Origin of the sequence: Allomuricauda sp. F6463D, from assembly GCF_023015965.1 — a bacterium.
Classification (GTDB): domain Bacteria; phylum Bacteroidota; class Bacteroidia; order Flavobacteriales; family Flavobacteriaceae; genus Flagellimonas.
The window spans coordinates 1,295,125-1,319,098 of sequence record NZ_JALKAN010000001.1; the positions used below are offsets into that span (position 1 = coordinate 1,295,125).

At 42.4% G+C, this 23,974-nt stretch carries 13 protein-coding genes, 1 tRNA gene and 1 pseudogene; 7 read left to right on the forward strand and 8 right to left on the reverse strand.

Going from position 1 to position 23,974, the window contains the following annotated elements; translation table 11 throughout:
* Positions 1-3: 3 nt before the first annotated feature.
* The 3 genes from MWU56_RS05695 to MWU56_RS05705 are packed head-to-tail and all read left to right on the forward strand — an operon-like array spanning position 4 to position 3,885.
* The gene (locus MWU56_RS05695; RefSeq protein WP_247042904.1) at positions 4-2,184 is read left to right on the forward strand and encodes a type II secretion system protein GspD; all 2,181 of its coding nucleotides are present in this window, start codon (positions 4-6) and stop codon (positions 2,182-2,184) included.
* A complete protein-coding gene (locus tag MWU56_RS05700; protein ID WP_247042906.1) occupies positions 2,184-3,395 on the forward strand; it encodes a hypothetical protein in 1,212 nt (403 codons plus the stop codon). The genes MWU56_RS05695 and MWU56_RS05700 overlap by 1 nt, the downstream gene beginning before the upstream one ends.
* Positions 3,373-3,885: a hypothetical protein gene (locus MWU56_RS05705; RefSeq protein WP_247042908.1), complete on the forward strand. Its 513-nt coding sequence runs from the start codon at positions 3,373-3,375 to the stop codon at positions 3,883-3,885. Before MWU56_RS05700 ends, MWU56_RS05705 begins: the two co-directional genes overlap by 23 nt.
* A gap of 175 nt (positions 3,886-4,060) precedes the next feature.
* Here MWU56_RS05705 and MWU56_RS16660 read toward each other — a convergent pair.
* The 5 genes and pseudogenes from MWU56_RS16660 to MWU56_RS05735 all read right to left on the reverse strand — a co-directional run bounded on the left by MWU56_RS16660 (position 4,061) and on the right by MWU56_RS05735 (position 15,316).
* A pseudogene (locus tag MWU56_RS16660) lies at positions 4,061-4,623 on the reverse strand (DUF5712 family protein).
* 64 nt (positions 4,624-4,687) lie between these two features.
* On the reverse strand, positions 4,688-5,257 hold the full coding sequence (locus MWU56_RS05720; protein ID WP_247042913.1) for a BfmA/BtgA family mobilization protein: 570 nt from the start codon (positions 5,255-5,257) through the stop codon (positions 4,688-4,690).
* Positions 5,258-5,482: 225 nt separating this feature from the next.
* A complete protein-coding gene (locus MWU56_RS05725) occupies positions 5,483-6,718 on the reverse strand; it encodes a site-specific integrase (protein ID WP_247042916.1) in 1,236 nt (411 codons plus the stop codon).
* A gap of 216 nt (positions 6,719-6,934) precedes the next feature.
* Positions 6,935-7,008: transfer RNA gene (locus tag MWU56_RS05730), tRNA-Pro, on the reverse strand.
* 97 nt (positions 7,009-7,105) lie between these two features.
* Positions 7,106-15,316: a T9SS type B sorting domain-containing protein gene (locus MWU56_RS05735; protein WP_247042917.1), complete on the reverse strand. Its 8,211-nt coding sequence runs from the start codon at positions 15,314-15,316 to the stop codon at positions 7,106-7,108.
* 251 nt (positions 15,317-15,567) lie between these two features.
* Between MWU56_RS05735 and MWU56_RS05740 the strand changes: the two genes are divergently transcribed.
* A complete protein-coding gene (locus MWU56_RS05740) occupies positions 15,568-16,686 on the forward strand; it encodes a PQQ-dependent sugar dehydrogenase (protein WP_247042918.1) in 1,119 nt (372 codons plus the stop codon).
* A 15-nt stretch (positions 16,687-16,701) separates the two neighbouring features.
* On the opposite strand, the gene murQ is transcribed toward MWU56_RS05740, so the two are convergent.
* Positions 16,702-17,517, reverse strand: coding sequence for an N-acetylmuramic acid 6-phosphate etherase (gene murQ, locus MWU56_RS05745; RefSeq protein WP_317236514.1), 816 nt, complete (start codon positions 17,515-17,517; stop codon positions 16,702-16,704).
* Positions 17,518-17,521: 4 nt separating this feature from the next.
* Positions 17,522-18,271 carry a DeoR/GlpR family DNA-binding transcription regulator gene (locus MWU56_RS05750; protein WP_247042919.1) on the reverse strand — a complete coding sequence of 250 codons (750 nt, stop codon included), beginning with the start codon at positions 18,269-18,271 and terminating at the stop codon, positions 17,522-17,524.
* A gap of 171 nt (positions 18,272-18,442) precedes the next feature.
* Here MWU56_RS05750 and nagB point away from each other — a divergent pair, with 171 nt between their 5' ends.
* From nagB to MWU56_RS05765, 3 genes are read left to right on the forward strand one after another with little or no spacing between them, the layout of a single operon-like run.
* Positions 18,443-20,383, forward strand: a complete 1,941-nt coding sequence (gene nagB / locus MWU56_RS05755) for a glucosamine-6-phosphate deaminase (RefSeq protein WP_247042920.1) — start codon at positions 18,443-18,445, stop codon at positions 20,381-20,383.
* Between the two features lie 53 nt (positions 20,384-20,436).
* Positions 20,437-21,600, forward strand: a complete 1,164-nt coding sequence (locus tag MWU56_RS05760) for a glycoside hydrolase family 3 protein (RefSeq protein WP_247042921.1) — start codon at positions 20,437-20,439, stop codon at positions 21,598-21,600.
* Positions 21,601-21,618: 18 nt separating this feature from the next.
* The gene (locus tag MWU56_RS05765) at positions 21,619-22,707 is read left to right on the forward strand and encodes an anhydro-N-acetylmuramic acid kinase (RefSeq protein ID WP_247042922.1); all 1,089 of its coding nucleotides are present in this window, start codon (positions 21,619-21,621) and stop codon (positions 22,705-22,707) included.
* Here the strand turns inward: MWU56_RS05765 and MWU56_RS05770 are convergent.
* Positions 22,704-23,918, reverse strand: a complete 1,215-nt coding sequence (locus MWU56_RS05770) for a multidrug effflux MFS transporter (RefSeq protein ID WP_247042923.1) — start codon at positions 23,916-23,918, stop codon at positions 22,704-22,706. The genes MWU56_RS05765 and MWU56_RS05770 overlap by 4 nt on opposite strands.
* Between the last annotated feature and the right edge of the window lie 56 nt (positions 23,919-23,974).

Sequence of the window (23,974 nt, forward strand, 5' to 3'; positions counted from 1 at the left end):
TCTATGAAAATATACCTGATCACCATAGTATTGCTACTATCTGCCGTGCAACTTACCCACTCACAAGATGGGAAGGAACGGATTCAGCGCATCCAAAACCAATTGGAGCTCTTGGCCGTCGATCATCCGGCCTATAACGAGACCCTGAAACTGGAGGTCAATGTGACCAACGTGACCCTGCCCAACTTTTTGATCGCGGTATCCAAGGTGCACAACCTTAATCTCAGTGTCTCCAATGACATTGCCAATATCACGATCGTCAACAATTTTTCCAATGTGACAATAGCGGAACTTTTGATATTTCTCTGTAAGGAATACAACTTGACCATTGAATTTACCGGCAGCATCCTATCCATCAAAAAATTTGCCCCTCCCCGGCCCGAACCCGTTGAGAAGACCTTTATAGTTGATATTGACCCGGATTCAAAACTGATTTCATTGGATGTATCGGACATTGCCTTGGAACGGGTCTTCCGCAGGATCATGGAGGTATCGGGCCACAACCTGCTCTATGCCAACACCCTAAAAAGCCGGCCCCTGAACATTTATTTAAAACAGGTGCCTTTTGATGCGGCATTGGAAAAATTATCGGCCCTCAATGGACTTACCCACTCCAAATCCCGTGATGGATTCTACCTGTTCAGTGCCAAGGAGGCACAAATGGCAAATGGTGCGCCCAATTTCGGACCGGGCCTCCGTTACGAGGTCCTGGATACGGTCAATAAAATCCTCAATGTAGATTTCAATGCGATCCCCATTTCCGATATCGTCGCTTCTATGGGACAGGACCTCCATTTGGATATTTATACGGCCACTCCCTTGGAAGAGGCCGGAAAAGTGACCTTCAAGGCCAAACACATCTTCTTTGACGATCTGTTGTCGCATATGTTTGAAAGCCGGCAGACGAACAGTAGTCCTGCGGAGGAGGAACCGACCCCGGATGGCCGGACGCGCAACCGAAATCAATACAACACGGCCAATACAGGGGGGACTTCCGATCCGACGCATTTTACCTTTAAAAAAGAAAACAATATTTACTTTTTTGGCACGGCGGACCAACTTAGTGTTCGCGAAGTGGAGGTCATTCAAATGATGCACCGATCGGTGGAGCTCATGAGCGATCCTGCCTCCAGTTCGGGAGGCTATCGGACCGCGGGGCGTACGAGTGCGGGCAATGTCAATTATTATGGCAATGGCCAGAATTCCGGTCCGGGCTGGGGGCAGAACAATTATAACAACACCCGGAACATCAGTACCACCGGCAACAACGGCTTCGGGAACTATCAGGACACGGCGGAGGCATTGGTCAACATTGTCCCGAACGAGATCAAGTCCGAACTGGATATCAAAGTGGATTTTGAGCTCAACAGCTTTTTGGTCAGTGGCCCATCGGCAAATATTGAGCGCTTCAAAAACTTTATCGATGAAATCGACAAGCCTGTTCCCGTAGTATTGATCGAGGTGATGATCATCGAGGTCCGTAAATCCTCGCTTGTGGAAACGGGCATCAGTTGGGGCATCGGGGAAGAACCCGTCCAGACCCAGGGGAGATTGTTCCCAAGTACCGATTTGACCTTGGGAGCCAGTACGATCAACAAGGTCATCGGTGGTTTTGATGGTTTTGGTTCTTTTAATATCGGTCAAGTGGTCCCAGAGTTTTTCGCCACCATCAAGGCCTTGGAAGAGAACGGGAACATCAAGATCCGCTCTACCCCAAAACTATCGACCCTCAACGGTCATCGGGCCCATTTATCCATCGGGGAAACGACCTATTATGTAATCACCAACCAGAACTTTTTTGGTTCCCAGGTCCCAACAACTTCGGAGGTAAGGAACTATGCGCCCATCGACGCAGAACTGGGGGTCAGCATCAAACCTTTGGTATCCGGGGACGGACAGGTCACCTTGAACATCAATGTCATACAATCGGATTTCAGTGGAGAGCGCATCGAAGAAGATGCGCCTCCCGGACTGACCTCCCGGGAGTTCAGTTCCATTATCCGCATGCAAAATCAGGACCTGGCCATTTTGGGAGGACTGGAAGAAAAGGTAAAGGATGATTCAGGTAGTGGGGTCCCGTTTCTGGCAAGGATTCCGGTCATCAAATGGCTATTCAGCCAACGTCGCCGTGAGGACAGCAAACAAAAACTGACCATACTGATCAAACCAACCGTAATCTATTAATGAGGTTCACAAAGATTACATATGATTTCAAGGGCACTGACTATCAAGGATTGGAAATCTTCGAGGTGGCGGGCACCCTTCACTATGCACTCCTAAAGTTACGGCTCAACAAAGGGGAACTGGAACTGATCGGGGCATTGTCATCCTCCGTCCTAAGGGATTTGGTCCCTCAAATGGAACTGAAAAAAGCCTTGTTGTTACAAATAAACACGACCAAAGTACTGAACAAGCAGCTTGATGGAGACCTGCCCAAACTACCTGAGCAATGGGTGAAACATGCTTTTCCCAATCTGGATCTGGAACAGTTTTATTATCAGATATTGGATGATTCAAAGTTGCGGATGGTATCCATGGCCAAAAGGTCGGTCGTGGAGGAACATCTGGTGGAACTCAAGGAGATGGGAATCGTACCGACCGGACTATCCCTAGGTGTTTCCGGGTTGTCCCCCAGTATTTCGTTTCTGGAGTCCCCTATTCGAGGTTCCAATTTCAGTTTCCATGTCAAGGTGGATGGGGAATTTGAACTCTCCCAACAGGTTCCGGCCGCGGACATGGAAACCGATATCCAAGGATTGCGCTTGCCAACGACCCACCTCCTATCCTTTTCCCAGATACTGGGACATATACAGGGCTCGGCACCCTACTCCAACCTAGAGGACGTCAACACCGAAATGGACAACCATTTTAAGAACCAACGTTTCTATCAAAAGGGACTCCAATGGGGCTTGGGCATACTGTTGGGGGTTCTACTGGTGAACTTTCTTTTGTTTGCCCATTACCGTTCCAAGACCATGACGAGCGAAGGGCCGATAGACCCCGAGCAACAGGCCCGGATGTTACAAAATATCCAGGAAAGGGTCGACACCAAAGAAAACAAGCTCAAGGCGCTTTTAGGTACATCCCGCTCCCGTACGACCTATTATATGGACAGAATTGGTGAAGGACTCCCGGAAAGTATTCTCTTGGACATTTTGGCATATCAACCCCTTACCAGGCCCGTACAGCCGGACAAGTCCATTCGCACGGCGGGCGATCAAATTAGGATTTCGGGCCAGACCAATAACAAGGAAGCTTTTGCAGAATGGACGGCACTATTGGAATCCATGGAATGGGTCGGGAACCTGGAGATCGAACGCTATGAATATACCTCGAACACCGTGGACAACTTCAGCATAAAAATACAATGTGATGCGATTGGACAAGCGAAATAAACTATTGATCGGCGGGTTTGTCCTTGCCCTGGTGGTCTGTTATCAACTGGGCATCAAAAAGACCCTTTTCCTTCGGGCACAGTACCTCGGGGATATGGAAAACCGCGAAGAGGCCCGGGACATCCCAAGAAAGCTTGCAGACCTTCAAAAACAGGAAATGTACTTGGACGCCCAATTTGAACAATTGAACCTCGGATCCACCAATGTGCAGAACGAGCTGTTACGTTTCCTGAACGAACAGGGCGGCCAACATTCGGTAAAGATCATAGACTTTAAGGCGCCCCATTTGGTCACGGAGGGGGCTACCGCCACACGAACCTATCGTTTTGTACTGGAGGGTTCCTTTACCGACATCCTAACAGTCGCCCATAGCTTGGAGACACGGGCCAGTTTTGGTGGTATCACCCATATGGCCTTTGAAAAACAGCACGACCCGCGCCAAAGAAAAAGCTACTTACAGGTCTCCGTTCATTTACAGCAAATAGAGTAAGCGTACCAGAACTATTTAACCATCAAGAAAGAGCAAGTGAAACGGGGTTTCACGCTGCAAGCGTCCCAAATCCTTACCCCCAACTTTTGCGCATGGATCCTATCGGGTTTTTGTAGTGTTCAGATAGATAAGCGTAAAGCAAAAACCCGAAAGGGCGCAACCTACTTTTTGGATTTCAGTAGCCTATATCCTCACCCGTGCCCCTGGCCTTATCGATTCCCCTCCCAAGAGCTTTGATGATCTTGGCCGCAATTTGCACTTTATTGGTCGGTATACTTGGTGCTTTGACACCTATCGTTTTAAGAAGTTTAAAGGCCATGTCCTTTTCCTTCGTGGGCAGTCCCATGACCTTGGCAAAGAATTTCTCCGGTTCCTTGGCATGGGCCTTTCTTCCAACATAGGATTCCACATGGTTCCTTTTGAACCCCGTTGTCCTGTCAAAAGTTTTTTCTGCGGCTTGGTAAAAACTGTCCTGGTCAAAGCCTCTCTTGACTGTCTTTCCGTTCAATTCTACTTCGGATACCTTGTGCTTGGCCATTGGGGAAGGGTATAAGTGTTGGTCACATCCCTTCTGCTTACTATGGTATGGATTTGGGTCTGTGGTTCCCTTTTCTTCATTCCTGCGGCTACTTTGTCAGAACCCCGATAGGTGCGCTCATGTTCTATCTTGACATAATACTTCTGGTCTTCGGCCTTGACCTCTTGGTTACGATGGAAACTCTTGGCATAGTCCTCCATTGGCTTCCTTGTTTATTCCCTTACTGAGCGAGGCATCTTTATCTATTTATCGGATACATTCTTCTCATCCTTTGAGGTAATCCAATGGTCTGTTGGCTTCAAGCTTATATCTTTCTAATCTCCCTTCGGTTATTTCAAGCTTCAGATAACTCTTTCCAAAACTGCTCTTGACCACTTTGACCTTTTCAAGGACGTCCTTTAAATCCATTTGAAGTGAGGCCGCCTTTTCCTCCAACCGATCATACTTGATTTTGTGGATCATTACCTCACCTTCGAACACTGGGTATGGCTTTGGTGGATTCTTTTCGATCATATCCTCAAGGAAATCATCCTCTTCCTCTTCATTGTCCAATTCCTGATTGAACAGGGCCTGCATCATTCCAATGGTGGGCAGGGTCTGGTTCTTTTCAATGTCCCTGATAATGGCAATGACCGCATCGGTCCGTTTCCGGTTCTTAACAATCTCCTGACCAATGCTCTTTTCAAACCGCTCCGATGGCAAAAAGCCGTGCCACTCAAAAAAGTCCATGACCATATCCAAGGTATGGGAATAACTTTTGCCAACTTTTTTAGAAAAACTCTTAAATCTGGAAAGCGTTCTTTTCTTTATCCTAACTGCTTTGAAATCGTCCATATTTACTTGTTTAAACGAGGTAATTGTTACAATTCTGTTCAGTGTTTACTGGAAATCCCAGCAATTTTGTAACAATGACTGCCGTAATTCCTAGAATCAGAAATTTTCGAAAATCCTTATAAATAGGGCTTTTCCGAAGGAAAATGAATCAATAGCGTCGCTTTAGCGCGCTATCCTCTTGCTATTCCTTCGTCCCGCAAGCGGGACCGAATAAATACAGACTAATCATCCTTCAGCTAATTTTTTGGTCTGCATATGTTCTATCAGATTTTGCATGTCCTCCCCTATCTTATGTTCCAGTACCCTTGCATAGATCTGGGTAGTGGACAGTTTGGTATGGCCGAGCATTTTGGAAACGGTTTCGATTGGAACACCGTTGGACAGTGTTACCGTTGTAGCAAAAGTGTGTCTGGCAGAATGAAAGGATATACTTTTATGTATACTACATGCCTTGGCAATTTCCTTTAGATACTTGTTTGTCTTCTGGTTACTGAGCACAGGGAGCATTTTTTTATCGGTCTCAGGACTATTCCAATACTTTTCAATGATTTCTTTTGCTTTGGGCAGCAATGGCAATTTTACACTTTCCGATGTTTTTTCCCTCTTGGTATATACCCATTGTTTTCCATCAATACCAAGTACCAGTTGATTCTTTTCAAGTTCCCTGACATCGACATAGGATAGACCCGTATAACATGAGAACAGAAACATATCCTTCACCTTCTCATAGCCCACTCCAGTAAAACTTGTCTCTTCTATAAGCCTAAGTTCCCTTTCGGTCAGATAACTGCGTTCCGATTTATGAAACCGGAGCTTATAGTTAATAAAAGGGTCTTTGTCCAACCACTCCAATTTAACGCCCAGTTTGACCATTTTCATCAAGCGTTCCAAATGTTTCATGGCCCCATTATTTGTACATTTTCTTCCCTTTTGGAGTTCTGGGCCGTTCACTAAATAGTATTCAAAATCGGCAATGAACTTATAATTCAATTGTTTCAATCGGATGTCGGAGAGTCTGTATTTGGACTCCAAAAAAAGAAATAAGTACTTTTCGGTACTGTAATAGTTCTTCATCGTTCCCGGACGGAGTACACTCTTTTGGGTATCGTTATGATATTGGATAAGCTCTCGGAGGGTATTGTGGTGCTCATCTTGCCCGAGATAACGAGCCTTAATGGCCTGTGCGGTGATTACTTTTTCCTCACGCAACAATATCTTGTGGGTATCCATAATCTGGGCATAGACCTCATCAAGATAGCTGTTCAACAAACGGGCCTTGTGGGTAAGGCCATGGAGTCTTCCCTTGTTTTCGTCCCATTCATTCACCGATGTGTAACGTTTCAGACTGATCTCTGCCCTCTTTCCATTGACGGTGATACGGGCATAAATGGTCAACTTTTGGGGGTTGTTGGAAGTGTTCCGTGTGAAGAGGAGCACTTTTAAAGTGTTGGAATTGCGCATAATACATAATTTTTGGGTTTGACAAAACATGTTTGCAAAACACCCATAAACAGCGTTAAACTGTAGCTAAATTATGCACAAGGAACGTACCGAACCATTCACCGAACTCTACACCTTTTATCTGGTTTTAGATGATATCAAATGAATGCAATAAAAACAAAAAGCACTGTCAATCAGTCAGTTGACAGTGCTTGATACCATATGAATTATGGTTCGTCGGGATGACAGGATTTGAACCTGCGACCACACGCCCCCCAGGCGTGTACGCTACCAGACTGCGCTACATCCCGAAAACGGATTGCAAAAATAGAAATTTTGATGAGATTTTAACTCGGAACCATTAAAACTTTTTATAGGGGCCTATGCTTTCATATTTAACCAATGTATTTACTCTCGGTATAAAGTAAAATGTCCAACAAACTGTTGTTTTTCATTGTCATTGGCATTTACAACATACCAATAATCACCAGTAGGCAGAGGTTTTCCCTCGTAGGTTCCATCCCACTTTTTAACTTGGTCCAAACGGGCCACTACCCTACCGTACCTATCATAAATAATTACATCAATAAAGGGGAAATACTCCCTGTTTCCAGGATACCAGTAATCATTTAGGTTATCTCCATCTGGCGTAAAGAAATTCGGCATTTCTGGCATTCCCTCAAAATTAAAGGGCATTACCAAAGTGGCTTCACATCCATTTTGATCAAGAACCCTTATATTAATATTGGAGTCCACATTAATATTGAAAGTGTTCTCCTCTCCATAGGGTTCTCCTTGGAAGAAGAATTCGTACCCTCCAAAACCACCAGTGGCAATTGCAGTCACTTCATCAGGACCTGATTTGATGGCTTCCAATGTCAGCGGCTCGTACGCTTCAATTTCAAATTCTACGAAAGTGACACATCCATTGGCATGATAAATATACACTGTATGTTCCCCTGCGGATAAATCCCCGAATGTTCGTTGATTTGTCGCCAACTGAACATCATCAACATCCAATGAGAACAATAGACTGGATAATTGAGATTCGTCTTCGATATTTACTGTTACTGTACTATTGGGGAATATTCCTTCACAGCCATATTGCACAACAGGTTCGGCAACAATATCTATCCCTATGCCTATTTCAGCAATCACATTGGTCTGGCAGCCATTGGCATCCCTTACAAATATTACATAGGTTTCACCACCCTGAAGATTCTCAAAGAACAGGTTATCGTTTTGTTCAAAATCGGCATCGTCTGCAGAATTTACACTGGTATAATACGGAGCAGTACCTCCCGCAACATTAAGTGTTAAAGAACCATCGGCATCTCCCATACAGGTTTCCGGTGTTGTTTCTGCAACCCCCGCAACCAATTCCATAGGCTGGGTAATCTCCACAGTCCTTGTTATGGTACAACCTAAATCATCTTGAATGATAATATCGTAGGTTCTAGGTGCCAGATCGTTAAAGGTTTTTCTATTTGGGTTAACCGGGTCGTCACCTTCAAAAAATTCGCTCAGGGTATCCGAAATGGAATATCTGATTTGTCCTGTTCCTCCACTGGCCTCAATTATGATCTGTCCATTCATATCGCCTGCACAAACCACTGGAACTGCTTCCAGATAATCCAATACCAACGGGTCTTTAGGTTCAATAACGATGGGGTCAGAAATTGCCTCGCAACCTCCACTCTGAGCATAAACATAATACGTTCCCGGGTTCAACTCCCTGAATATACCAGAGTTTTGGGCAGGACGAACAATCGTTGCAGCAGAAGGCGGTAGTGTATTGGAATTGACCAAGGTGTACATATAGTTGCCTATTCCACCAAAAGCTTCCGATCGGATAATTCCTGTTGCCTCCCCCGCACAGTTTATGGTTGCATTTGTCAAATCCAAAGCAATTACCAAAGGTGCTGCTGGATCCAACGATATTTGATTGGATTTTTCGAAAGGACATCCATTGGAGTTTTGAACATCGTACTGAAATGGACCTGGGTCTAAGGTAATGTCTTCCGAAATCTCAATACTGGTAATTCCTACTCCAAATGGCAAGAATGGATCTGCGGTTCCCGATCTTCTATAGAAGTAATCCACTCCAGGTTCGGGATTGGTCACCGATAGTTGCATTCTACCCAAGTCTCCACAACCTGGTGGTTGGAGCTCAACCAATTCAGCTACCACAATTTCTGGATCTTGTATTTCTATTGGTACAGTGGTAAAACTACAGTTCCAACCATCAAAAATAGTAATGGTGTATTCGCCTGCGGATAAATTCGCAAAAGTTGCCGTAGTTTGAAGTCCGCTGTTGGAGCCATCAGTAATTCTGTTCAATTGATACAAATAGTTGCCTGCACCTTGACCTCCGGCTACATTAAAAGCTTCTATTACCGCATCGTTATCGTTATTACAGGCCAATGGGCTTACTATTTGAATATCTGCTGAAATGGGAGTAGGCAATGGCAAGTTTATATCCATTGTGGATTCGCATCCTTCCAAATCCCTAATATTTACGGTATAGGTATCGGTTGATAAATTTTCAAAAACAGGATTGGTATTCGGGTAATCTGTCAGAATGGTACCGTCCGAAGCTACCAATTGATACTCATAGGTTCCCCAACCACCGTCGCCAGTTACTGTAATTTCACCAAAACCGGGCACATTACAGGTAACAGGTGATGTTTGAATCGCATCAACCGTTAAAGCCCTATCGGGTGAACGAACTGTGGTAACATTGCTTACTGCGTCACAATACGGTGTGTCCAATGCCTCAATTCGCACTACCAAATTACCCGCTGGCACATTTTGAATTATCTCGGGAGAATTTATTGGTGCATTGGTATCGAAAGTACCGGTCACACCTGTGGATGTCTCTACTCCGGCATTGTCCCGGGTAAATACTTCATAATTATATACCCCACTATAATTGTTTATTTCCAAACTAATGGAACCATCACTTCCACCAAAACAGGTTACGGGGTCCACTTCGGCAATAACAGCCTCAATATTGTTATATTCCGGCATATTAACGGTGGTGGTCAAATAGGTACATCCTCCACTGCCCACATCGGTTACGGCAAAAATATAATCTCCGGGAGTTGCAATATCCCAAGTTACTGTATCGGTTCCACCTGAGCTTCGCGCAGGTTCTGACCCCAATGGCAGAATTTCCACCTCGTAGTTTCCGGGGCCTTCATTCACAATAATATCAATTGATCCTGGGCTTACTCCTATTCCTGTAGCATCACATGTAATTTGGTTCACATTGTAACTAAAGGTAATATCTGTTGGCGTGTTTATGGTTACCGTTGAAGTCTCCTCACAGCCATTTTGATCCCTTGCTGTCAATATTATAGTTTGGTCCGTTCCGTTGTCAATCACTTCAAACGTATTGCTTGTCTGGAAATTGGTACCGTCAAATTGAGGGGTACCATCATTCATACTATACGTGTATGATCCTGAACCAGTAGCTGTTCCAGTTCCATCTCCATTATCATCAGTATAAATGGTAATGGTGGCCGTACTAAATTGATTACTGGATGGATTACAACTAAAGTCTGTATTAACTGCATTGACCAACAACTCGGATGGTTCACCTATGAGGATGTCTCCAGAACGATCGGAGCATCCCCTATCGGAAATTACTTCAACTTGATATGTATCTGGTGGCAAATCATCAAATATTGCCGATCCTTGTGGTCCTGCAATTATGGTTGCGGTTGAACCTTGATACAATACGTAATTTATTGGGGTATCGGTATCACTTCCCGGTTGTAGCTCTACGGAAATGGTTCCGTTGTCGGCTCCAAAGCACGTTACATCACTACTTGGTGTTGCAGTGATTACCGGCGTATCTACCGTGGAAACGTTTACAATAGCTTCATCTGAACATAATGGTGTGGTGTTGGAATCCAAATCGGTTACCAAAATGTTATAATCTCCTGGTAATACACTTAGGAACACATTGGTCGATTGTGCCGGACCAATATTGGTCAATGTAGCAGAATCTCTCAGTTGGTATTCAAAATTACCACTACCTCCAGTGGTGTTTACTGTTATTTCACCATCTCCTGCATTACAGGTTGGGAAAGAGGTAGCATCTGCTGAAATAGCAAAGAAATCAAATACTTCAGCTGTTACGGTATTGGTACATCCATTACCATCCCTAACTGTTATAATATAGGTGCCCGGGTTGGGTACAATAAAATTGGTTCCTGTCTGATAGCCACTTCCAATATCATACTGAAAAGTTTCCTCTGGTAGTCCAGAACCTGTTGAAATAGGTGAAACAATATCAATTTGATACCCGCTGGTTGCTGTACATTGGTTGACAACATCAATTACAGGGTCTGGAACACCGGCTTCTTGAGTTACCTCCAGTGTTGTTAGTGCAGTACATCCATTAGAATCCTGAACATAAAAATCATAAAATTCTGGGTATGGCCCTGGTATCTCAAAGGTGGTTTCTGAGGTGAATGTTATCGGCGCAGGGTCTCCTGCCGGCACATAAGCATAGTTGTACGGGCCTGTGCTACCAAAACCTCTTACGGTAACCAAAGCTCCAACGTTACAAGTGGCCTCTACAAAATTATCTATGGATATGGACACCGAACTAATATCAATAAATGACAAGGTGCTTCCACTACATCCATTGGTGTCATCGGTAACAACAATCTGATAGTTACCAGGAGCTAATCCGGTCAAGGTTCCGTTGTACGGGATAGCTTCGCCAGTATAGGCTGTTGTAGCGACCGTTGTTCCGTCATCTGTATTCTGCACTGTGATGGTGAAATCACCAGCTGCTGAGATTCCAGAAACTTCATAATCAATAGAACCACTGCCTGCTACATTACAAGAGGCTGCCAAAGATGTTGCGGTAACGGCTACAGGATTAACTGGACCGATTGGGTCTATTTCTTCAATATACGTACAACCCAAGGCATCGATTACCTCAACAAAGTAGGTTACTCCGGGTACTACCAATCCTGTGACATCAAAAATATCATTTCCAGCACCTGTTCCCAATTGAAATGCTCCTCCCCCAACCAACCTAAATTGGTATGGCGCTGTTCCTCCCGATGCTTGAACTCTGTATGGGAATGCTGTATCGGAACAAAGAGCAGGTTCTGCATCAATAGGGGTCAAATCCAACTGATTTTGGTCAATGATCACTTGATCGCGGTCCTCACAGCCTGTGGCATCCGAAGTAATAAGGGTATAATTACCCAATGGTAGATTAGGGAAATTAGCGGTTGTACTGGCTGTTCCCGTTGATGAACCGACCATACCTCCATATTCATCCACCAAAATATAATCAAACGGTGCTATACCATTGGTTATAGTTGCGGAAATAGAACCGTTTACAGCCCCTGAAGAACAAACGGCATCGGTTGGTGTCACCGTGGTGTCCAAAGGATCACTTGTTCCTATGGTTACATCATACGCTGGACTAACACATCCTCTACTGTCTCGAATCATGAATCCACCATGGGCTCCTGGACCGTAGCCAGAAAATATATTTTGTGTGCTAAATGTTGCTCCATTATCATTACTGAATTCATACGGAGGAACACCTAAAGTTGTATCAGGAATCAACTCCACTAACCCACTTGTGTTGTCCCCACATTGGGTATCGGTAGGCACTGCAGCACCTGCAATGGTTTCTGGTGGAGTAATGGTCACTGTATTTGTTTCTGTGGTACACCCTCTAGCATCTGTAATCAAAAACTGGAAGGTGGTATCTGAAATTATGGAACCATCATTTGGAACACTGTACACAAAGGAGTTTCCAGTTATATTGTTGTTATCTGAAGTATATGGAGCACCATTAATGCTCACTTCATATATATCATAATTTCCGGAAGATGTATATCCATTACTGATATCCACTTGTATTTGACCGGGAGGGCCTGCACAGTCCAATTCTTGAATGGTTGTAGCATTGGCCATTACTTGAGGCTCTATAGTTGCAGTTACCGTATCTCTACAATCATTTGAATCAACAACCTCAATGGTATATGTTCCCGGGGTAAGTCCAGTAAAACTATTGCTGGCCCCCAAAGTGCCGCTATTGATTCGATACTGATATGGTGCCAAGCCACCTGCTCCATTTACTACAAGGGTCGCTGCGGTGAAGTTATCATAACAAAAATCAGATGCTCCGTTATCCAGAGTCAAAGTTGGCGCATCCAAACGTGTTAAGGTAAAACTATCTGTTACCGTACATCCATTCGCATCGGTAACACTTACCTGATAGGTTCCATCTAGGGATAGGTTAGAAAATGTACTTCCATTTTTTGGACCCCTGGTTGAACCATCGGGCTGGGTCAAAGTATATCGATTACCTCCCCACCCTCCAACGGTATTGATACGTACTGCTCCAATGTTTCCATTTTGACAGCTCATGTCGGTAACATCAAGACTGGAAATTGCAAAAGCGGTTGAAGGCTCCTCTATCACCAATGTTGCCGTATCGGTACAGTTGGTTTCTTCATCGGTTACCGATATCACGTAGCTTCCAGCAGACAATCCTGTCAAAGGCACAATACTACTGCTCTGGCCAGCAGATACAGGACCTCCGTCTATACTATAACTATAGGTTGTATTGAATCCGTCAACCAAAAATCGTCCTTCTCCATCTGTATCACCAACACAGGAGACTACTTTGGTTTGCTGCCCTTGTACTCCGATAGAACTAATATCTGTGATAGCATAATTTTCATCGTAAGAACATCCCTCATCATCAGTCACCCTAAAAGTGTATGTTCCCAATCCCAAACCTGTAAATGTATTGCTACTGCCGTTATTTACAATGCTGGCGGCCGGTGCTATTATTTCATAAGTGTACGTTCCTGAACCTCCGGTTACGGCCAAATCCAAAGAAGCTGTGGTAGTAATGCAATCCAGACTTGATATACTAAAGTCGAGATCTGTTGGCTTGTTCAAATTGTTGAATACAATATCCGAAAGTGCCTCTACACATCCATTGGCATCTCGAACCATTGGGGTATAGGTTCCAACCCCCAGACCGGGAAATACCGGATTTGTGCTAAAACCAGCTCCTACACTGTATTCGTATGGTGCAGTTCCTCCTGAAACCCCTGAAATTGTAATTTGACCTCCATTTTCGTCCAAACAAGTAGGAGCACTATCGGGAGATGCTGTTGCCGTGATTGTGGACGGTGTACCTATGGTAGCCGTCAATGGGGAGGTGGTACAGCTAAAGGAATCTTGCTCATAGCGCAAGACTACATCGTAATTGCCGGGCGCCAAATTTGAGAAAACATTACTAATTTGAAAGTTTGCGCCATTATCGACACTGTATAGAATTTCATATCCGTATCCACTGGTTACATTTACAGTAATCCTTCCATTATTGGCACCTCCACAATTGGCGTCTTCTTCCGTAAAGTTGAATATGGGTGGTGGAATATTCTCCACAGCTACCGCGGCTGTTCGTTGACATCCATTGGCATCCTCGACCAAAATATTATAAGTACCTGCTGTTGACACAGAAAAAGTTGCGTTGCTCAAGTACGTTGAACCAAGAGGACCTCCATCAACACTAAATCTATATGGAGCAGTTCCCCCACTGGTGGTCACATTTACATCTACCGAACTAGCACCACATCCAAAACTGTCCGATGCCGTTGCGGAAACAGCCAATGGGCTTATTCCTCCTCCAATCACTATAGGGTCTCCATCAATATCGGTGGTAATGGTTTCTGAGCAACTGTTGGTTTCTACTCGTATACTATACGTACCTGTACTTACATTGGCAAAAGTATAATTATCCGCTCCGTTGGGACCAAAAGTATCAACAGTCACCCCACCTTTTACAAGTCTGTAGGTATAAAAACCGGGAACACCGGAAACTTGAACATCAATACTGCCCAACTCACCACTACATAAAATATCGTTTGCAGTAACATCAACATTGATTTCCAAATCATCAATAGTGACTTCGTTGGATGGGAAAATACAGGCTGTCTCGGAAACATTTTTCAACCTTACATAAACGCGGTAGTCACCTGACGCAGTAATGTCAAAAAATGGATCATCTTGATATGGTCCGGCAGCACTGTTCAAACTATATTCATATCCGGCGGGAACATTGGTAACCTCTACCCTACCTGGGTTGCCACAAATTATATCTTCTTTGATCAATTGTGGGTCTAAAGGATTGAGTGTAGCTTTAAAATAATAATACTGACCAGAATCTACTCGGACCCTAAATTCTCCTGATGTGGACAAATCAAAGGTTGAATCGGCTCCAACAGTATTCCATGTACAGGCACCATTAATTGTAGGACAATCATCTATAACAGTCGGTGCACAAGAATTTGGGTCTAGCTGTTGCCATTGATACAAACTACCGGATTGGCTCAAGGTGAGTGTTCTAACATCACTTGTACCGCACAAAAAGAACTTGGCCAGGGTACTTCCATCATTAGGACACACCACTTCCTCGTTTGCCCCATTTATAATGGTAGCAAACATTGCCGTAGTTGCGAATAGTTCAGTATCTTCGTTAGATGCTACTTTGAAGGTAGGATCCGGAACCTCCTGTTTTGTATTGGCCTCTGTTTTATTGGATGCTATGTTTACCAGCATCCTTGTTACATGAGTTTTTGCTAATACCGTGGAACCGAAGATTGATATGAACACCAACAACACGACATATAGCAAATGTCTTGTTTTTTGTGGGAGCATAGGTTAAGTCTTGTTAAGTAGAATATTCAGATTTGGGACCTCAATATTCTTTTATAGTAATTTTCTGTTCTTATAAAATTTCTCTTTATCTTAATCACACGACCATAAAAAAAGTCGTTTATCCGTTAAATATGTTATTTGAACGTAAAATTATGCAAAATAGTCTCCTGATACCTTATTTTTTCGTTGTACTGCTTAGTACATCATGCGCCCAAACCACCGACAAGGGCATAAATCTTCCCAAAACACTCGATTTTACAACAGAACTTGTATTCGAGGATATCCAAAATCCTTGGGGCATGGTTTTTTTGCCAGACAACGTAATTTTAGCTTCTGAAAAGTCCGGAAAGTTGATACTCATCAAATCTGGAATGGCAACTTCAATCGAAAATCCACCAAAAGTTTACAATCGAGGTCAAGGTGGTTTAATGGATATCGAACTACACCCTGATTATAATGAAAATGGATGGATTTATTTTTCTTACGCTTCGATGGAAGGTGATGAAAAAGGTGGAAATACTACCATAATGCGTGCAAAACTATCGGATAATAAGCTCGTGAACCAAGAATTACTATACAAAGCAACTCCAAATTCAACCCGAGGGCAACATTTTGGATCACGTCTTGAGTTTGACAATAATGGTTTTTTATTCTTCTCTATTGGGGATAGAGGCAATAGAGATGTTAATCCACAAGATATTACGAGGGATGGTGGAAAAATTTATCGCTTACATGATGATGGCAGTATTCCAACTGACAACCCATTGGTAGATGAGCTTGGTGCAAAAAAAGCCATTTACAGCTATGGTCATCGAAATCCTCAAGGATTGACCTTACATCCAGAAACGGGCGTTCTTTGGGAACATGAGCACGGACCTAGGGGTGGGGATGAAATCAATACCATAGAAAAAGGTAAAAACTACGGATGGCCTGTTATAACCTATGGTATTAATTACAGTGGTACTAAGATTACGGATGAAACTGCCAAACCCGGAATGGAACAACCTCTTTATCAGTGGACACCATCCATTGCGCCTTCCGGAATGAGCTTTGTTACTTCTGATAAGTATCCAAAATGGCAGGGTAACTTATTGGTGGGGTCATTGGCTTTCCAATATTTGGAGCGCTTGGAAATAAAAAATAATAAAGTGGTCTACCGTGAAAAATTACTGGATGGGATGGGGCGTATTCGAAATGTACGCCAAGGACCCGATGGATATATATATGTTGGTATTGAAGGGAAGGGAATTTACCGATTAAATCCAAAATAGTCTAGAAGACCTATATTATTTCATCGCATCGATGGCTAACTTCACAGAACCGTACTTTATCAGCATTTTTTGGGCTTCGTCATAAGTAAGACCAAGTTCTTCCATAATATAGCGCGTGCCCCGATCTACTAATTTGGTATTGCTCAATTGCATGTTTACCATCTTATTCCCTTTTACCCTGCCTACGCGAATCATCAAAGCTGTTGAAATCATATTAAGTACTAATTTTTGACTAGTTCCGCTTTTCATCCGGGTGCTTCCGGTCAAAAATTCAGGTCCTACATTGATTTCTATGGGAATATCAACGTCTTCCGACAAAGGTGACCCAGGGTTGTTGGTAATCCCAACTGTAAGAAGCCCGTTATCTTTGGCATCAGCGATTCCTCCCAATACATACGGTGTACTCCCAGAAGCAGCAATACCCACCAATACGTCATTTTTATTGACCTGATATTCCTGTAGGTCCTTCCACGCTTGATCGGAGTCATCTTCCGCAAATTCCACGGCTTTCCGTATCGCTTGATCTCCTCCTGCAATGAGACCGATGACTCTGTCATATGGCATACCGAAAGTTGGTGGTATTTCGGAGGCATCCAGTATACCTAATCTACCACTGGTACCGGCACCGATGTAAAATAATCTACCGTCTTTTTCAAAACGTTTTGCTGTTTCATCCACTACCTGGGCCACTTGGGGCAAAACCAACTCAACTGCATCCGCAATTTTTTTATCTTCATTATTAATATTGGCTACAATTTCCAAAGTATCCATTTCATCCAATCTATCATAATTAGATGGTTCCTCCGTAATCTTAATCCTTTTTTCTGCCACTATATTATAATATATGTATGTTCAATTTTTTAAATGCATCGAGTTTTTCATCCCATGGCTCCAACTCTGTAACCATGGTATTTATTACATTCAAATCACATGTTTTAAAACGATGTTGGGAACCTAGTTTTTCAGAAATAGATAGAAGCACCGTCTTCTTTGATGCATTTATGACAGCTTTTTTTGTCTGCACAATATCCCAGTCGAATTCTGTCAACCCAAACTCAACATCCACATAGCCTGTTCCTATAAAACTATAATCCACTTTTATTTGTGACAAAGCGTGGATAGCACTGGATCCCATAGAAATCTGGGAATCCCTTGAAAGTGTTCCTCCAATAAATATGGTTTCTATATTGGGTTTGCCCAGCAACTCCATGGCCACTGGTAAACTCAAGGTAAAACACGTGAGTTTTATATTTTGGGGCAATAATCTAGCTAATTCCAAGCAAGTTGTACCTCCATCAATCAAAATAACACTATTCATCTTAAGAAGGGTCATGGCCTTTTTAGCAATGACCATTTTTTTGTCCTGGGCATATACATTACTTCGTTGGGGACTATGATTCGCAAAGCCCAACGAAACTGCCCCTCCATGTACTTTGACCAGCAGATTTTCTGCATCAAGCTCTTTTACATCACGCCTCACTGTATCAATGGAAACATCCAGTTTCTCCGCTAAATCCGTTAGCAAGACCCTATTATGCAATTCCACCTCATTTACTATGGCGTGTTGCCTTTCTTCCTTTAACATTAGAAATCAGTTTCATTTAAATTCAAAAGTAGAAAACAATTCCAGAAAATACTGGTTGCTTTAAAACAATGTTATATTTTCTTAAACACTGCAATAAACAGCATAATTGTTGCAGTTTAATGCGGTTTATTAATATATTTACATCCAAAAATCAACTTACATCATTAAATAATGCAAGAAATAGCGGATAACAATATAAAAATAGAACCTGTGGATTATGAAACTGTAAAGTTTGAAAAAATCAATACCCAAATATATCAGGACTCTCCACAGGCATCATGGTACGTGGCCAATGAAATCGCCAGTCTAATCAAACAAAAACAAGATCAGGGAAAAAAAGCTGTTCTTGGACTTGCGACAGGATCCACCCCTATTAAAGTGTATGATTATTTAGTCCAATTTTACAAGGAAGGAAGATTGAGCTTTAAAAATGTGGTCACCTTCAATTTGGACGAATACTTTCCAATGGAACCGGATTCTATCCATAGCTATGTAAAATTCATGAATGAACACTTGTTCAATCATATTGATATTGAACCATACAACATCCACATTCCGGATGGAAGCCTCTCCATGGATGAAGTGAGAAAATATTGTGAAGATTATGAAGAAAAGATAAAAAATGTAGGTGGCATAGATATCCAAATTCTAGGCATTGGAAGAACCGGACATATTGGTTTTAACGAGCCGGGTTCCACATTGAATAGTAAAACGCGTTTAATTCGTTTAGATAGTGTTACCAGATTAGATGCTTCAAGCGATTTCTTTGGAGAGGAAAATGTTCCCAAAAGAGCCATTACCATGGGAGTGGGCACTATAATGAACGCCCGTAAAGTGATACTTATGGCCTGGGGAGAAGGAAAATCGAGTATTGTACAACAAGCTGTTGAAGGGGCAATAAAAGAGTCTGTGCCCGCTACTTTTCTCCAACACCACGAAAATTGCACTTTTATACTGGACAAAGCTGCAGCTTCTTCACTGACCCGGATTAAAACCCCTTGGTTGGCAACAGAATGTGAATGGAACGATAGGTTGATTAAAACCGCTACTATTTGGTTGTCAGAAAAACTTGGTAAAGCCATTCTTAAATTGACCAATGAAGATTACAACGAATTTGGAATGGGTAACCTCATTGCAGAAATTGGTTCCGCAGAACAAATCAACCTCAAAGTGTTCAATCATTTACAACACACTATAACTGGTTGGCCGGGTGGAAAGCCTAATGCAGATGATAGCCAAAGGCCGGAAAGAGCAGAACCCCACCCAAAAACATCATTGATTTTTAGTCCCCACCCCGATGATGATGTCATTTCTATGGGAGGCACTTTATTACGATTGGTGGATCAAGGACACAAAGTTCACATTGCCTATCAAACTTCGGGAAGCATATCGGTCTTTGATGATGAGGTGATACGATTTATGGATTTTGCTTCCGATGTTCAAAAAGATAATAAGGAGTTCCAAAAGAGAACCAAAGAAGTACGCCAGTTTTTAGCCAATAAAAAACCTGGAGATTTGGACAATCTGGAAGTACAGCAATTTAAAAGTCTTATCAGAAAAGGAGAAGCTTTAGCGGCATGCAGATATTGTGGAGTATCCGAAGATAATGCCCATTTCTTGAACCTACCGTTTTATGAAACAGGAACAGTAAGAAAAAAACCTATTTCCGATGAAGATGTTCAGATCACTTACGACCTACTCAACGAAGTAAAACCGCATCAAATTTTTGCAGCCGGGGATTTATCCGACCCTCATGGCACGCACAGGGTGTGCCTTCAAATAATATTCAAAGCACTCGAAAAATTGAAGGAAGACAGGGTGGATTGGTTAAAAAACTGCTATGTATGGTTGTACAGGGGCGCTTGGCAGGAATGGGATATTGCCGATATTGAAATGGCCGTACCCATTGGACCCAAAGATATGGCTCGAAAAATCAATGCTATATTCAAGCACCAATCACAAAAGGACAGCGCTATGTTCCCAGGAAATGATGATCGCGAATTTTGGCAACGTGCCGAACAAAGAAACAAGGACACAGCAAACAGATATAATGAACTTGGAATGGCAGAGTACGAGGCCATGGAAGGCTTTGTGCGATATCATTTCGCATAAAACCTACTATATTCGTATAGACGGAACCATTTTTTGGGCCAATCCAAATCATTATGAAATTACTCAAGTTAAGTACCATCATATGCATCAGCTTGCCAATTCTGCTCACCTCATGCTCTCATAAGAAAGAGAAAAAGACCGGGGAGACAATATCGCTGGAAGAAAAGGTTGGACAAATGATTATGGTAGGGTTTAGAGGAACTGCCATCAATAAAAATGACGCCATTTATAAAATGATCGGTGATCATCATATTGGTGGTGTGGTGCTTTACAGCAGGGATCTTCCATCCAGGGAAAACCTGGAAAGAAATGTTACCTCGCCTTCACAGCTCAAAAAACTGAACCAAGATCTGCAAGCGATAGATTCTACAAAATTATTGATATCCATTGATGAAGAAGGAGGGTTGGTTACCCGACTAAGTTCAGAAAATGGTTTTCAACATCATGAATCACATCAAGTTATTGGTCAGCTGAACAAACCTGATTCAACCAAATCTTGGGCAAAAAAAATGGCCGAGGAATTGGCATCCCTTGGCATCAACATGAATTTTGGGCCTGTAATGGACATCAACATCAATCCGGAAAACCCAATCATTGGAATGAGAGAAAGAAGCTTTTCGGATTCGGTGGGAATTGTGATAGACAACAGTAGAATTTTTATTGAAGAGCATATAAATCAGGGTGTTTTATGTGTTCCCAAACATTTTCCCGGTCATGGTAGCTCCAAAAACGACACCCACAGAGGGATGGCTGATGTAACCCAAACTTGGGACAAATCTGAATTAACACCCTATAAAACGCTTGTGGATGAAGGTTTGCTTGAGGTCATTATGACATCGCACGTATTTAACGAAAAGCTTGACACCCTTCCCTCTACCCTATCTCCCAAGATAATTGACAGCTTACTCCGTAAGAACTTTGGATTCAATGGGGTCATTATTTCAGACGATATGCAAATGCGAGCCATTTCAAATTTTTATGATTTTGAAACAGCCATTGAGAAAGCAATCAATGCAGGGGTAGACGTTCTACTGTTCTCCAACAATGCAGCGCCATGTCCCGATGATGAAAATAATTGCGAAGAAATTCCGTTTGATCCAGAAATTGGAAAAAAAGCGATTGACCATATTCTAAAATTGGTCAAAACAGGTAAGATTTCAGAAAAAAGAATTGAGCAAAGTTATGGTCGAATCCGAAAATTAAAGGAAAATCTTTAACTTTTATGGAGCACCACTATGAAACATTTTAAAGTCTTGGGTCTTATGTCCGGAACCTCTTTGGATGGGTTGGACATGGCCTATTGCCATTTTTGTGAAGAAAACGGCCAATGGAAGTTCTCTATTAAAAACACTTCGGAAATCAACTATTCCGATGAAATGAGGGAACATCTTAAAAATGCGATTCATCTTTCCGAAGAACAGCATGCGCTACTCCACAAAGATTATGGTATTTGGTTGGGACAACAAACCAAGAACTTTTTGGAAGAATTGGGAGAGGACGTTGATTTTATAGCAAGCCATGGACACACCTCCCATCATAGACCGGTTGATGGGGTCACCTTTCAGCTAGGAGATGGGCAACTTCTAGCAAATACTTCGGGCAAGCAAGTGGTGTGCGACTTCAGGACCAAAGATGTATCCCTAAAGGGACAAGGAGCGCCTTTGGTGCCTATTGGTGACAAACTTCTGTTCCATGAGTATGATTTTTGTTTGAATTTGGGAGGAATCAGCAATATTTCGTTTGATAAGAATGGTGAACGCATTGCTTATGACATTGGGTTGGCCAATATGCCCCTTAATTATATCACCCATAAAATGGGATTGCCCTATGATAACAATGGAAAATTAGCCCGCTCGGGAAAATTAGATCATAATTTATTTACTAAATTGAATAGCTTGGAGTATTACCAACTGCCCCACCCTAAATCCACGGGTTATGAATGGTTCACTTCAGAAATTACTCCTTTAATTAAGGCTGCCAAAATTCCAAACGAAGACCTATTACATACATTTATTCATCATAACTGTGAGCAAATTGCTATTTCAGTGCACCAGTATAAAAACAAAAGTAAATCCAACAGTAAACTCTTGGTTACTGGAGGTGGTGCACTAAATCAGTTTTTTATGGATACGCTTCTAACTAAATTAGGCTCTAGTATTGAGGTTACAATTCCCAATAAAACATTGGTCGCCTATAAAGAAGCACTCGTTTTTGCGTTAATGGGCGTGCTCCGATTGGAAGGGAAAAACAATGTACTAAAATCAGTTACTGGTGCAACATCAGATTCCTGTAGTGGTGAAGTTTTTTTTCCAGAAGTAACTTAAGTCGTAACCACTCGCTTTCTTTTGGGTTTATTTACCAAAAGAAAAATAGCCAATGCACAAAGACCACAAATTGCCAATCCTGCAAATAAGGGCCAAACACTATCTTTTACAAACTCACCAATAAAAGTTGCAATAGGTATGGATAGCAATGTTGATACAAACCCGTTAATGGCTGCTCCGATTCCTGCAATATGGCCAATGGGCTCCATGGCAATAGAGCGAAAATTCCCCCACATAAAGCCTAGACAGAAAAACTGTACGGATAAAAATCCTACTAAAACATAAATGCTCGGATTGGGAGCATCCAAGAACAGAATGGAGTATGTCACGGCCACCAAACAAAACACAATAGTAGCCATTAAAGACAGTTTTCGCATTCCAAAACGCATTACCAAAGTTCCGTTCAAAAATGTGGAAAGTCCTATTGAAACCGCAAGTCCTGCAAAGATGTAGGGAAACATTTCTTTTAGGGCGTATTGGTCTTCGAAAATATGTTGAGCAGAACTCAAATAAACTAAAAATGCTCCTGTAACCATTCCTGATGTCAATGTAAACGCAACCGTCTCTTTGTATTTTACAAATTCCTTTAAACCATCAACAAATACGTGTCTAGTAAACCGGATTTTATATTCTGGATGAAGCGTTTCTTTCTGCCTTTTCCAAAACCAGGCTGCCACGATAAGAACAAAAAACATTTGTACATAAAAAATGGCCTTCCAACCAGCTGCATCCAAAATCAATTTTCCTATGGCAGGCGCCACAACTGGAACTAGAATAAAAAATGCCACTACAAAAGACATTATTTTGGCCATATAATCACCTTTATACGTATCTCGAATAATGGAAATGGAGATGGTGCGAGGTGCGGAAAGCCCTATTCCCTGCAAAATTCTTCCAACCACCATTATTTCCAACGATGATGCATACAAACAAATCACACTTGCCATTAAAAAAATAGAAAAACCTACATATACCACTGGTTTCCTTCCAAAACTATCCGATATTGGGCCAAAGAACAATTGACCAACACCAAGACCCAAAAAAATCATGGTAACCAACAATTGATTATCCCTTGAATCCGTGCTATTGATAGCTTGCCCAATATTAGAGATAGCGGGCAAGATAGCATCTATAGCCAAGGCAACTATGGACATTAAGGCGGCCATCATGGCCACAAATTCAAAATTGGGTTTTTGATTTGTTTTTTGCATCCGGCAAAATTAGGCATACCCAACGGATCGGTAAAGCTTTTATGAAAGGTTTAATG